Origin of the sequence: Methylorubrum thiocyanatum (genome assembly GCA_014138645.1) — a bacterium.
GTDB classification, from domain to species: domain Bacteria; phylum Pseudomonadota; class Alphaproteobacteria; order Rhizobiales; family Beijerinckiaceae; genus Methylobacterium; species Methylobacterium thiocyanatum.
Window position 1 is genome coordinate 65,582 of record JACJIB010000003.1, and the last position, 12,299, is coordinate 77,880.

Consider the following 12,299-nt stretch of genomic DNA (forward strand, 5'->3'; position numbering starts at 1 on the left):
ACGTCGCTGAACCGTCAGGCTGGTGCCTGGAAACAAAGGGGGCCGCAGCTTTCGCCGCGGCCCCGCTTGAGAAGAGCGGTAGGGGGAAGGCCGCTCAGAGCGTGCGCTTGATTTCCTCGACGTTGAAGCACTCGATGAAATCGCCCACGCGCATGTCCTGGTAGTTCTGGAAGGACATACCGCACTCGTAGCCGGCGGTGACTTCCTTAGCGTCGTCCTTGAGGCGCTTGAGCTGAGCCAGCTTGCCCTCGTGGATCACCACGTCGTTGCGCAGCAGGCGGACATGGGCGCCGCGCTGGACCACGCCCTCCATGACGCGGCAACCGGCGATCTTGCCGACCTTCGACACGTCGAAGATCTGCAGGATCTGCGCCTCGCCCAGGCGCTCCTCGCGGAGCGTCGGCGGCAGCATGCCCGACAGCGTGGCTTTGATGTCGTCCACGAGGTCGTAGATGATGCTGTAGTAGCGGATCTCGGTGCCGTCCCGCTCGGCCGCGTTGCGCGCTTCCTTGTGAGCGCGCACGTTGAAGCCGATCACCACCGCCTTCGAAGCGTTGGCGAGCGTGATGTCCGACTCGGTGATACCGCCCACGCCCGAGAGCAGGATGCGCACACCGACCTCGTCGTTGCCGAGCGCCGTGAGCGCGCCGTTGATGGCTTCGACCGAACCCTGCACGTCACCCTTGATGATGATCGGCAGTTCCTTGCGGTTCGCGCCTTCCTTGGCCTCACGCATCATGTCGACGAGCGAGCGGTTGGCGCCGCCGGTGCGGGCGTTCAGGCGCTCGCGCTTGATACGGGCGCGGTACTCGGTAACCTCGCGGGCGCGGGCCTCGTTCGGCACCACGATCACGCGGTCGCCGGCATCCGGCGTCCCGTTGAAGCCCAGCACCTCCACCGGCACCGACGGGCCGGCATAGGGGATGTGCTTGCCGGTGTCGTCGATGAGGGCGCGGATGCGGCCCCACTCGGCGCCGGCCACGATGATGTCGCCGGTGAACAGCGTGCCGCGCTGGACCAGAACCGTGGCCACGGGGCCGCGGCCGCGGTCGAGCTGGGCCTCGATCACAGTGCCCTCGCCGTCGCGCTTCTCATTGGCGCGCAGGTTCATGATCTCGGCCTGGAGCTGCAGACCCTCGAGAAGCTCCGGCAGACCGTCGCCGGTCTTGGCGGACACCTCGAATTCGAGGGTCTCGCCGCCCATCGACTCCACTTGGATGTCGTGCTGCAGCAGCTCGGTGCGGACCCGCTGCGGGTTCGCATCCGCCTTGTCGATCTTGTTGATCGCGATGATCATCGGGACGCCGGCCGCCTTGGCGTGCTGAATCGCCTCGATGGTCTGGGGCATCACGCCGTCATCGGCCGCCACCACGATCACCACGATGTCCGTCACCTTGGCGCCGCGGGCACGCATGGAGGTGAAGGCCGCGTGGCCGGGGGTGTCGATGAAGGTGATGAGGTCGCCCGAGGGCGCCGCCACCTGATAGGCGCCGATATGCTGGGTGATGCCACCGGCCTCACCCTCGACCACGTTCGCCCGGCGGATGGCGTCGAGCAGCGAGGTCTTGCCGTGATCGACGTGACCCATGATCGTGACGACCGGCGGACGCGGCTCGAGATCCTCCTCCAGATCCGGCTCGTCGGAGGTCAGACCCTCCTCGACGTCCGACTCGGCGACGCGGCGCACCGTGTGGCCCATCTCCTCGGCGATGAGCTGGGCGGTATCCGAGTCGATCACGTCGGTGATCTTGTGGATCTGACCCTGCTTCATCAGCAGACGGATCACGTCGACCGCACGTTCGGACATGCGGTTGGCGAGTTCTTGGATGGTGATCGTCTCAGGAATTGTCACGTCGCGGGCGATCTTCTCCTTGGGCTCCTCGTGCCGGTGGCCGCTCATGCGCTGCTGGCGGCGACGGAAGGAGGCAACGGAGCGGGTGCGCTCATCCTCGCCCGCCGTAGCGTTGGCGATGGTGAGGCGGCCGCGGTTACGGTCGCCGCCCGGCGATTTCGGCGTCTTGGGCGGCGTGATGATCTTCAGCGGCATGCCGGGGCGGCGGATCACCCGCTTGGTGTCCGACTCGTCCTCGGCTGCGGCCGCACCGGGGCGGGCGGCCGGACGCGCCGCGGTACCCGCAGGGCGGGCGGCGGTGGTCGGGCTCGGCGCCTTTTCCGGCTCCGGCGCGGGGGCCGGCCGGGCCATGAAGTTGAGATCGCGCGGCTTCTTCACGTCCGCAGTGATGGTGCGGCGCGGCTCGGCCGGTGCCTGGGGGGCGGCCGGACGGGCGGCCGTCGGCGCCGGGCGTGCGCCGGCGACACCCGGACGAGCGCCGGACGCTGCGGGGCGCTGCGGAGCTGCACCCGGCCGTGCAGCGGGAGCCGCTGCGGCCGGGCGTGCCGGAGCCGGTGCCGGACGCGGTGCGGGGGCGGGCGTCGGCGCGACCGTCGGCGCAGCCTCCGCAACCGGAGCCGAGGGGGCGGGCGCTTCGGCCGGTGCTTCGTCAACCGGGGCGGCGGCAGCGGCGCGTGCGGCCTCTTCCTCGGCGCGGCGACGCGAGTCTTCAGCGGCCTTGCGGCGGAGTTCGTCCTCCTGACGGCGGCGCTCCTCCTCCTCGCGGCGGCGGGCCTCGGCGGCTTCGCGCTCGCGGCGCTCGGCTTCCTCGCGGTCGCGGCGGGCCTTCACCTCGGCCTCGGCGCGGGCACGAGCCTCGGCCTCGCGGCGCTGCGCATCGGCCAGAGCGGCGGCGCGGGCGTCCCGCTCCTGCTCGCTCAGGGTGCGCAGCACGACGCCGGAGGCGCTGCGACCGGCCGGCCGCGCCGGCGCGGCCGGTGCGGGCGCCACGGAGGCAGGACGCGGCGGGGGCGCGGCAACGGGCTCACGGGGCGCGACCGTTCCGGGGGCGGCGCCGATCGTGCGCCGCTTCACCGTCTCGACCACGACGGACTTCGACCGCCCGTGGGAGAAGCTCTGACGGACCGTCCCCTGCTCGACCGGGCGCTTCAGCGTCAACGGCTTCGAGGGGGCTCTGGTCTGCGTCTTGTCACCCGGATTGTTCGTATCGCTCATTCAGTCTGAACCCTGAGGGCTTCCATCGTCCCATCGGCCGGCGGCGGGCATGCCCGGCCGATTGTCATTTCATGTCGTCGTCGTGCGAAACAAAGGCGGTCGCGCCAGCCGAGGGCGGGGCGTCCTCCTCGGACGCCGACGCCATACCCTCGAAGGTGCGGAACCGACGCCAACGCGCGAGATAGCCGGTGGTGCCGGCTCCCGCGATGAGGGCAGCGTGTATCACATGATCCCGGCCCAATGCCATGTCCAATTCGTTGTTGGACAGGTCATCGACAACGGGAATAACCGATATGGCATCGCCGTAGCGCCGCCGCAAGGCGGCAGCGAGCTTGCGGCGTCCGTCGGCAGCGGCGTCGCTGGCGTGAATCAGAGCCGCAACCCCCTCGGCACCGAGGATCGCCGACTCGACCTTACCGAAGCCGGTGACCACGCAGCCGGCCTTGTTGGCAAGCGCCAGCGCCTGCCGCAGGTCGGTCCGCAGGCCTTCGGCAACCTGATCGGCGAGGTCGGGCGCGACCCTGGCCTCGCTGCTCTTGAAGGCGCGGTTGAAGGCGCGGCGCTTCACCGCCGCATCGATCGTCGCACGGGTGGCCGTGACCCAGGCGCCGCGGCCCGGGAGCCGGGCCCGCAGATCCGGCACCACGGCGCCGTCGGGGCCCAGCACGAAGCGGACCATCGCCGCGGGCGACTGCGCGGTCCGGGTGACGATGCAGGTGCGCACGGGCTCCCGCCCGCGGCCGGGGCCGCGGTCGAGATCCGGGCCGGCCCCGGCCGGCTCTTCCTGTGCGTTCATGTCCGGCACCGTTTCGCCGTGCTCCCGGCTCAGGCCTGCTGAGGCTCGGCCGCGCTCTTCTCGGTCGCCTCGCCGTCGGCCGAGCCACCCTCGGCCTCTTCACCCTCGGCCGAGTCGGCCTCGGTGACGTCGCCGTCGGCGGCCTCGCCCTCCGGCTCGGGCAGCGCCTCGATCCAGCCGGCATGCAGGCGCGCGGCCATGATCAGCGCCTCCGCCTCGGCCCGCGACAGCTCGAAGCCGTCGAGGTAGCCGGCGTGGCGCACGGCCTCGGGGCCGCGGCCCTCGGTGTAGCCGACGAGATCATCCGTGGCGCAGCCGGCGAGATCCTCGACGGTCTTCACCTCGTTCTCGCCCAACGCCACCATCATCGCCGTGGTCACGCCGTCGATCTCGCGCAGTTCGTCCTCGACGCCGAGCTCGCGGCGCCGGTCGTCCTGCTCCTGCTCGATACGGGCGAGGTAGTCCTGCGCACGCGCCTGGATCTCGGCACCGGTTTCTTCGTCGAGGCCTTGGATGTTGGAGAGTTCCGCCACGTCGACGAAGGCGATTTCCTCGACGTTACGGAAGCCTTCCGCCGCCAGAAGCTGGCCGACGGTCTCGTCCACGTCGAGCGCCTCCATGAAGACTTGAGTACGCTCGGCGAATTCCTTCTGGCGACGCTCCGACTCTTCGGCCTCGGTCAGGATGTCGATGTCCCAGCCGGTGAGCTGCGAGGCCAGACGCACGTTCTGGCCGCGGCGGCCGATGGCGAGCGAGAGCTGGTCGTCGGGCACCACGACCTCGATGCGGTCGGCCTCCTCGTCGAGCACCACCTTCACGACCTCGGCCGGCTGGAGCGCGTTGACGATGAAGGTCGCCTGATCTTCCGACCACGGGATGATGTCGATCTTCTCGCCCTGGAGCTCGCCGACCACCGCCTGGACGCGGGAGCCGCGCATGCCGACGCAGGCGCCGACCGGGTCGATCGAGGAATCGCGGGAGATAACGGCGATCTTGGCGCGTGAGCCCGGATCGCGGGCGACCGCCTTCACCTCGACGATGCCGTCGTAGATCTCCGGCACTTCCTGGCCGAAGAGCTTGGCCATGAATTGCGGGTGCGAGCGCGAGAGGAAGATCTGCGGCCCGCGGACTTCCGAGCGCACGTCGAACAGGTAGGCGCGGATGCGGTCGCCGGGGCGGAAGGTCTCGCGCGGAATCATCTCGTCGCGCCGCACGATGCCCTCGCCGCGGCCGAGATCGACGATGACGTTGCCGTACTCGACGCGCTTGACGACGCCGTTGAGGATCTCGCCGATCCGATCCTTGTACTCGTCGTACTGGCGGGCGCGCTCGGCATCGCGCACCTTCTGCACGATGACCTGCTTGGCCGATTGCGCGGCGACGCGGCCGAAATCGAAGGGCGGCAGGGTATCGGAGATCACGTCGCCGACCAGCGCGCCGGGATTGTAGCGGCGGGCCTGATCGAGGGTGATCTCGCGGGCGTCGTTCTCGACCTGATCGACCACGAGCAGGTGGCGCGATAGGCGCAGAGCGCCGCTCTTCGGATCGATCTCGGCGTGAACGTCGGTCTCGGCGCCGTAGCGGGAGCGGGCCGCCTTGGCGATCGCCTCCTCCATCGCCTCGATGACGATCTGGCGGTCGATCACCTTCTCGCGGGCCACCGCGTCGGCGATCTGCAGGAGTTCGAGCCGGTTGGCGCTGACGACGGCCATGGTTCCTGGTCCTTCCTTCAGGTCGTGCTTGCAGTCTTGCGTGCCGTCACTCGGGACGGGCGAACGCGAAACGATCAGTGCAGGGTGTCGCGGTTCTTGAGGCGGGCGGCCTTGGTGACGATGCCGCCGCCGGGCTTCGGCTTCTTCGCCTTCACCGGCTTGTCCGACTTCTTGTCCGTCTTGGGCTTGGGCCGCTTCGGCTGCGGGATGAAGCGCACCTGCGGCACCTCATCCTCCGGCGCCTCACCCTCCTCCTCGTCCACATCCTCGCCGTCCTGCGGCGGGGCCGAGCCGCGGCGCAGCGATTCGCGGATCAGATCGTCGGTGAGGACGAGATGCGCCTCGCCGAGATCACGCAGCGGCAGGTCGATGCGGCTCGGAAGTCCGGGCTTCACGTCGGGCAGGTCGATCGGCACAGTGGCGCCGTCGGCGCTCGGCACGCCGAGGATGCCGCGGAAGCGCTTGCGCCCGTCCATCGGCACGGCAAGCTCCACCTTGGCCTCGTAGCCGGCCCAGCGCTCGAAATCGGAGACGCGCACCAGCGGGCGGTCGATCCCGGGCGAGGAGATCTCGAGGTAGTAGGCGCCGCCGACCGGATCCTCCAGATCGAGGATCGGCGAGATCGCCCGGCTCACCGTCTCGCACTCGTCGACGCCCATCGTCCCGTCGGGCCGCTCGGCCATGATCTGGACGGTGCAGCCGTTGGTGTTCGAGATCTTCACCCGCACCAGCCGGAAGCCGAGGCCCTCGATCGGTCCCTCGACGATCTGGGCGACGCGCGCGGCGACGCCGGTCTCGCTGACAAGACGTTTCTCGGTGGGCTCCGCCATGCTGTGGTTTTCCGGAAGTCTCGATCGGGGTTTGAGCTTGGCAATTCCGGTGCAGGAGGTGCTTGCGGAAATAAAAAAGAGCGGACCCCGGGGGGCCCACTCCCGCAAGCAGCCTATCGACTGCACCAGAAATGTTGAGCCGTGACTTAACCCCGGCGGGACACGAATTCAAGCGCTTCGACGCGCGATCCCCGCCCTCCGGTGCCGCGATCCGGCCATGCCCGGCTGTCAACACCGCCCCGTGCGCACGCGAAAGGCACGCGAACGGGGAGGGGAGCATGCCGGCCACCACGATCGGACCGGATCCGGATGCGCTGCATCCGATGCCCGGGCACCGGCGCGTCACCTTCATCCGCAATCTCGACCTGCCGGAGAATGTCGACGTCGGCGCCTACAGCTACTACGACGATCCGGCCGGCCCGCAGGCCTTTCTCGACGCGATCCTCTACCACTTCCCCTTCATCGGCGACCGGCTGGTGATCGGGAAGTTCTGCGCCATCGCCGCGGAGACGCGCTTCCTGATGAACGGCGGCAACCATCGCCTCGACGGGCTCTCGACCTACCCCTTCCCGATCTTCGGCGGCGACTGGATCGGCCGTTTCGAGGGCGAGCTGAGCTTCCCGAATCGCGGCGACACGCGCATCGGCAACGATGTCTGGCTCGGCTACCGAAGCACCGTCATGCCGGGTGTCACGATCGGCGACGGGGCGGTGGTCGCGGCGCATTCGGTCGTGGCGGCGGACGTCCCGCCCTACGCGATCGTGGCCGGCAACCCCGCGAAGGTTGTCCGCCGCCGCTTCTCGGGGGAGGACGCCGCGCGGCTGCAGGCGGTGGCGTGGTGGGACTGGCCGATCGAGCGGATCACCGCTCACCTGCCCCTGATCAGCGGCGGCGACATCGCCGCGCTGGAGATGACGGCGCGGGAAGGCTGATCGCTCGCGCCGTAAGGAACCAGGGGTGGCGTCAGTTTCACTGGCCCGCGCTCAGTGAAGAGCACTGCCGCGACCCAGAACAGGAGAAGCGTGAGAAGGGCGCCCTCTCCGACAATCGTGAACCACGATGGTCTCTCGTGTTGTCTTTGCAAGGAAAGGCACCCCGTGTGTCGGTGCGCTGTTCCTGCCGAACGATTGTTTCCGGATCATGTGGGAAATTATCACACGCTCATTCGGAGGGGCCTGTTTAATCCATCGTCTCAAGGGGAAAGGGGGATGGCTGCCAGATCGCTTCGGCCTTGGTCCCGGCGACGTTCTCACGCTCCCACCGATGCAGCAGCGTAGCGAGCGCTGCGCGGTCGTCATCCATCAATGGCTCGCGCAGGGAGCGGATACGCAGCCTCCACGTTCGCCAGGGCTCCTCTTGATGGGGATATTGGAATGTAGGTGATGCCTCGACTTTTTGCCACCAGCAACGGGCTAGATTCAAATTTCCCAGCGCAATATCGAAGACTAAGTTCTCAAAAAAATCTTTCCCCCACGTATAGTCCATATGTGCTTCGGTAAATGAACGGCAAGCTTGCAACGTATCGAGCGTGCGAAAGAAGCGCAACGTCTTCTCTATGCTGGCAAAAAGATCCTCTGGCATCGATGGGTCATCCCAGCACCACCCTCTGGCGGCCTCCGAAGGCTCGAAGGGTCGGCGAATGAAATCCCAGCAGAAACCTGCGTGAGCGGCGGCTCTCACGTTGGGCAGGAAGAGAGGGTTCAACGTCCACTGCGGATTGAAGTCGAGAGCTGACGAAGTCCGATCGATCCAGATTTCCCGCGTAACATGCGTCACCGGTGTCAGCCACAGCATATGGCCGGTGACGAGCGTGAGATCCGCGTGACGTTCAAGGAGAGGGCGGACGAGTTTCCGGACCTGTCGCGCGGTGGTCATCAGCGAGGTTTCACTTGCGTCACAATGATTCGTACAGTTCCAGGAAAATACATGTTTGCCATAGTCGCAAGAGTGCGTGCGCGCCTCAGAGTGAGCTTGGAATTGCCTGTCTTATAGTCGTAAATGCACGTCGTCCCAGGAACGCTTCGCTCAAGCAGATCCAATCGAACCGAGCCGGGCGCGCCATATCGTGTTAGATTTTGCGCCGCATCAAATGATATTTTTGACTTGAAATTTGGGTCATACATGCCTTTGACGATCTGATGAATTTCAAAATGAACTCTATTTGCGAGATCTTGAGCTGTACGATATCGGCCGCTGGCGCGAACGCGCCGCGTGACTTGGTTCGTGATCTTTTCGACTTGACCGTTTCGCTTGCATGCCGCGTCGAGCATCGTTTGAGTGACGGGGCCAACCCAGATCGCCGGGTTCGCAGCGTTCTGAGGGTTCGGTACGAACTCTTGCGCTGAGAGGCCAAGCACGGTTCGGTTGTATGGATCGCTCCGTTGCGCGTAGAACGTATAAAGTCCGAGAGCGAATTCGACGATGGCTGCTCAGGCGGTCACCGCAGGGGGAGCGAATGCGGGCTGTGCAAATGCCTCCGGCTCCGCACCTGTTGACGTGAAGGTGCTGCGCCCGAGCACAGCCCCGGTCTCGCCATCACGAATCGTCTGCGTCAGGCCCGAGGTCTCGAAGATTCGGCTCTGACCATCCGGAGCCGTGACGATATCTTGCCTCTCGTAATCCCGGCGCCCGGACCGTATGCGCAGCGAGAGAACGCGCGTCCCATCGTCCAGAATGATCTGTTCGCGGCTGGCGACGTCGCTCTCGGAACTGCCCGACTCTCCGCCGCCCGACGGGATCCACTGTCCGCCATCCGGCTGCCCCGCTGGCGCGCGCGGCTGGTCAGGTGAGAATTTGCGTCGGAGAGTCCGTTCGAGGCGGAGCGCCTCGAGATCGATCGCCGCTCGCGCCAGCAGTCCCTTTACGGCCGCAACATCGGGATGAAGGCTATCACGCTGCCTCATGTCCTGGTCCTCCCGCTCGGCAGAAGGAATATATGCATAATAGGATTTAACGCATTTTACAAGTTTTTAATCCTATTTTGCCCGACAGCGCGGCCCCTCCCTTTCAAAGTGGGATGGCGACGTCACAAATGAAAAGCGCCGCCCCGGATGGGGCGGCGCTTGACGGACCTTCGTCTCTAGGAATGCGTCAGGCCGCGGCCTTCGCCTTGTTGAGGAGCTTGCGGTTCACCAGCACCTCGGCGATCTGCACGGCGTTGAGCGCGGCGCCCTTCCGCAGGTTGTCCGAGACGCACCAGAAGTTCAGGCCGTTCTCGACCGTGGCATCCTCGCGGATGCGGGAGATGTAGGTGGCATCCTCGCCCGCCGCCTCGTGCGGGGTCATGTAGCCGCCGTTCTCGCGCTTATCGATCACCAGCACGCCGGGGGCCGAGCGCAGGATCTCGGTGGCCTCTTCGGGCGAGAGCGGGCGCTCGAACTCGACGTTGACCGCCTCGGCATGGCCGATGAAGACCGGCACGCGCACCGCGGTCGCCGTGAGCTTGATCTTGGGATCGAGCATCTTCTTGGTCTCGGCGACCATCTTCCACTCTTCCTTCGTGTAGCCGTCCTCCATGAACACATCGATGTGCGGGATGACGTTGAAGGCGATGCGCTTGGTGAACTTCTTCGTGACGACCTCGCCGGCCGTGAAGACGGCGCGGGTCTGGCTGAACAGCTCGTCCATGGCGTCCTTGCCGGCGCCGGAAACGGACTGGTAGGTCGAGACCACGACGCGCTTGATGGTCGCCGCCTCGTGCAGCGGCTTGAGCGCGACGACGAGCTGGGCGGTCGAGCAGTTCGGGTTGGCGATGATGTTGCGCTTGGTAAAACCGACCACCGCGTCGGCATTCACCTCGGGCACGATCAGCGGGACGTCGGCGTCGTAGCGGAAGGCGGACGAGTTATCGATCACCACGCAGCCCTGCTGGCCGATGCGCGGGCTCCACTCCTTCGACGCGTCGCCGCCCGCCGACATCAGGCAGATGTCGGTGTCGGAGAAGTCGTAGGTGTCGAGCGCTTTGACCTTGAGAATCTTGTCGCCGAAGGAGACTTCCTGGCCCAGGCTGCGGCTGGAGGCCAGCGCCACGACCTCGTCGGCCGGGAAGGCGCGCTCGGCCAGGATGTCGAGCATCTCGCGGCCCACATTGCCCGTGGCTCCGACGACGGCGACCTTGTAACCCATCTCACCAAACTCCGCTGCGCGGGCGGGATGACACCGGCCCGCCTCTTCCCATGGCCGGCGGACGCACCGCGCGAGACCGTCATTCGGGAAGATTCCATAGGCTGAAGAACCCGCCCCGATTCGTCGTCGAGGTGGGCTCGCCAGGCGCCGGGAGCAAGATGCCTCGGGCGCCGGCCTGTCAAGAGGCGTGCGCGGGCGGACGCGCCGCCGGCATGACAGGACGCGCAAAAGACAACCGGCGATTCACCATCGGTCGAGAAAGCCGAGGACAGACGGCACCCGTGCAACCCTCTGGTGGCCGGCGGCGCGGCAGAGATCGGGCAACGGCGAGGGCTCCCGCAGCCCCGCGGACCCGATGGAGGCCTGCGCATGCTCCCCGATCCGGACGACGCCCAAGACCGCTTCGATAACCGCTTTGATGACCGCTTCGATGATCGCAAGGACGCGCCGCGCTCCCCGCCGGTCCGTCTGCTGCCGCTCGCGGCCAAGCTCGCGGCGAGCGCCGCGCTGATCGCCGGCCTTTCCCTCTTCGCCCGCGACCGCGTGAACGCTCCCGAGCCGCCCCTCGCCTGGAGCGAGCCGCCGCGGGCGGCCGAGGGCGCGCGGCGCGCCATCGCCGCCACCGAACCGCTTCTGACCTTGCGCGGGGACGCCGCCGAACTGGCGCCGCAGCCCGAACCGACGCGCTGGAATTCCGGCAATGGGCAGCGCGAGGACAGCGTGAGCCAGGGCACGTTCGACACGATCGAGGCGCCTTATCTCCTCGTGACCGCCACCGATGCGGGGGTCCCGAGCGATTCCGGTCAGAGCCTGTTCGTCACGCTGGTGCGCCGGGCGGCGGACGGGCGCGGCCTCTCGGTCCTGCGTACCGGCATGCGCGGCGTGGTGGCGACCCGCCTCGGCAGCTTCGAGACCGTCGAGACCACGCTCTCGGCTGCGGGCAAGCGCGGCTGCACCGGCTTTCGCAGCCTCGACCTGAAGGCGGTGAGCATCGACGGCTGGCTGTGCGGCATCCTCGGCCAGACGCCGGAACCGCGCGCGGTCGCCTGCGCCATCGACCGGATCGCGCTCGCCGGCCGCGTGACGGCGACGCTCGGCGCCGAAGCTTTCCCCGATCGGAGCGCGTGCCGGGCCGAGGAAACGGCGATGGCGGAGCCGGGTGACAGCACCGGCTCGATCGCGGTTGCGGAGGCGGCGGTGCCCGCGAAAAACAATGCGGCAAAAACACGGCGAAAATGACGAAGCGCGGCCATATTTCGGGAACAACGGCCACGCCAGAACGTCTACTCTGCAACAAGCGGGATTCTTAACGAACGGCCCATACAGTCGCCTCTCACACGACAAGGTACGCCATGCGCTTTTCCAAGCTCGCCCTGTTGGGCGCCATGACCTTCACCGCGATCGGCTTCGGAACCAGTGCGGAGGCGCAGGGCCCCTACGGAAATCCCGGTTACGTGCGCGTGAGCCAGCCGCTGCCGATCCGCATCCGCCCGCGCTCCTGGCTCGATGCCGGCAACGTGGTCGAGCCGGGCAGCGGCGCCGTGTCGAACCCGGCCACCAATCCGGCCTTCATCGCCCAGTCGAACGCGCTCCTGCCGGCCTACGGTCCCACCGACCGCTACGGCCGCGGTGTTCTCCCCGATCCGATCACCAACGGCCCGTTCATCGGTGCGCGCTCGACGGCGATCCGCAACGTGGACCTGTCGTTCGTCGACGCGATCGACCCGACCTCCTACGTGGCGCGCTACGGCAATCCGTACCGGTAAGAT

At 67.3% G+C, this 12,299-nt stretch carries 10 protein-coding genes; 3 read left to right on the forward strand and 7 right to left on the reverse strand.

Annotated features, from left to right (window positions below; all coding sequences use genetic code 11):
• Positions 1-94: 94 nt before the first annotated feature.
• The 4 genes from infB to rimP form a co-directional block, all read right to left on the reverse strand.
• Positions 95-3,067, reverse strand: coding sequence for a translation initiation factor IF-2 (gene infB, locus HNR51_RS07830; protein WP_182554579.1), 2,973 nt, complete (start codon positions 3,065-3,067; stop codon positions 95-97).
• A 64-nt stretch (positions 3,068-3,131) separates the two neighbouring features.
• Entirely contained in the window at positions 3,132-3,863 is a 732-nt protein-coding gene (locus HNR51_RS07835) for an RNA-binding protein (protein ID WP_182554580.1), read from the reverse strand.
• A gap of 29 nt (positions 3,864-3,892) precedes the next feature.
• The gene (gene nusA, locus HNR51_RS07840) at positions 3,893-5,575 is read right to left on the reverse strand and encodes a transcription termination factor NusA (RefSeq protein ID WP_182554581.1); all 1,683 of its coding nucleotides are present in this window, start codon (positions 5,573-5,575) and stop codon (positions 3,893-3,895) included.
• A gap of 74 nt (positions 5,576-5,649) precedes the next feature.
• Positions 5,650-6,405, reverse strand: coding sequence for a ribosome maturation factor RimP (gene rimP, locus HNR51_RS07845; protein WP_182554582.1), 756 nt, complete (start codon positions 6,403-6,405; stop codon positions 5,650-5,652).
• Positions 6,406-6,683: 278 nt separating this feature from the next.
• Between rimP and HNR51_RS07850 the strand changes: the two genes are divergently transcribed.
• Entirely contained in the window at positions 6,684-7,337 is a 654-nt protein-coding gene (locus HNR51_RS07850; protein WP_182554583.1) for a CatB-related O-acetyltransferase, read from the forward strand.
• 247 nt (positions 7,338-7,584) lie between these two features.
• Here HNR51_RS07850 and HNR51_RS07855 read toward each other — a convergent pair whose 3' ends face one another.
• From HNR51_RS07855 to HNR51_RS07865, 3 genes are all read right to left on the reverse strand, one after another.
• On the reverse strand, positions 7,585-8,280 hold the full coding sequence (locus HNR51_RS07855; protein WP_182554584.1) for a hypothetical protein: 696 nt from the start codon (positions 8,278-8,280) through the stop codon (positions 7,585-7,587).
• 554 nt (positions 8,281-8,834) lie between these two features.
• Positions 8,835-9,308, reverse strand: a complete 474-nt coding sequence (locus HNR51_RS07860) for a hypothetical protein (RefSeq protein ID WP_182554585.1) — start codon at positions 9,306-9,308, stop codon at positions 8,835-8,837.
• Between the two features lie 187 nt (positions 9,309-9,495).
• Entirely contained in the window at positions 9,496-10,530 is a 1,035-nt protein-coding gene (locus HNR51_RS07865) for an aspartate-semialdehyde dehydrogenase (RefSeq protein WP_141951655.1), read from the reverse strand.
• 369 nt (positions 10,531-10,899) lie between these two features.
• Between HNR51_RS07865 and HNR51_RS07870 the strand changes: the two genes are divergently transcribed.
• Positions 10,900-11,769, forward strand: a complete 870-nt coding sequence (locus HNR51_RS07870) for a hypothetical protein (protein WP_182554586.1) — start codon at positions 10,900-10,902, stop codon at positions 11,767-11,769.
• A 113-nt stretch (positions 11,770-11,882) separates the two neighbouring features.
• A complete protein-coding gene (locus tag HNR51_RS07875) occupies positions 11,883-12,296 on the forward strand; it encodes a hypothetical protein (protein WP_141951657.1) in 414 nt (137 codons plus the stop codon).
• Positions 12,297-12,299: the final 3 nt, after the last annotated feature.

Coding starts and splice junctions, on each gene's coding strand:
- infB (WP_182554579.1), bottom strand. CDS start 3,067: ATGAGCGATACGAACAATCCGGGTGACAAGACGCAGACCAGAGCCCCC.
- HNR51_RS07855 (WP_182554584.1), bottom strand. CDS start 8,280: ATGACCACCGCGCGACAGGTCCGGAAACTCGTCCGCCCTCTCCTTGAA.
- HNR51_RS07850 (WP_182554583.1), top strand. CDS start 6,684: ATGCCGGCCACCACGATCGGACCGGATCCGGATGCGCTGCATCCGATG.
- HNR51_RS07865 (WP_141951655.1), bottom strand. CDS start 10,530: ATGGGTTACAAGGTCGCCGTCGTCGGAGCCACGGGCAATGTGGGCCGC.
- nusA (WP_182554581.1), bottom strand. CDS start 5,575: ATGGCCGTCGTCAGCGCCAACCGGCTCGAACTCCTGCAGATCGCCGAC.
- HNR51_RS07860 (WP_182554585.1), bottom strand. CDS start 9,308: ATGAGGCAGCGTGATAGCCTTCATCCCGATGTTGCGGCCGTAAAGGGA.
- HNR51_RS07835 (WP_182554580.1), bottom strand. CDS start 3,863: ATGAACGCACAGGAAGAGCCGGCCGGGGCCGGCCCGGATCTCGACCGC.
- HNR51_RS07870 (WP_182554586.1), top strand. CDS start 10,900: ATGCTCCCCGATCCGGACGACGCCCAAGACCGCTTCGATAACCGCTTT.
- rimP (WP_182554582.1), bottom strand. CDS start 6,405: ATGGCGGAGCCCACCGAGAAACGTCTTGTCAGCGAGACCGGCGTCGCC.
- HNR51_RS07875 (WP_141951657.1), top strand. CDS start 11,883: ATGCGCTTTTCCAAGCTCGCCCTGTTGGGCGCCATGACCTTCACCGCG.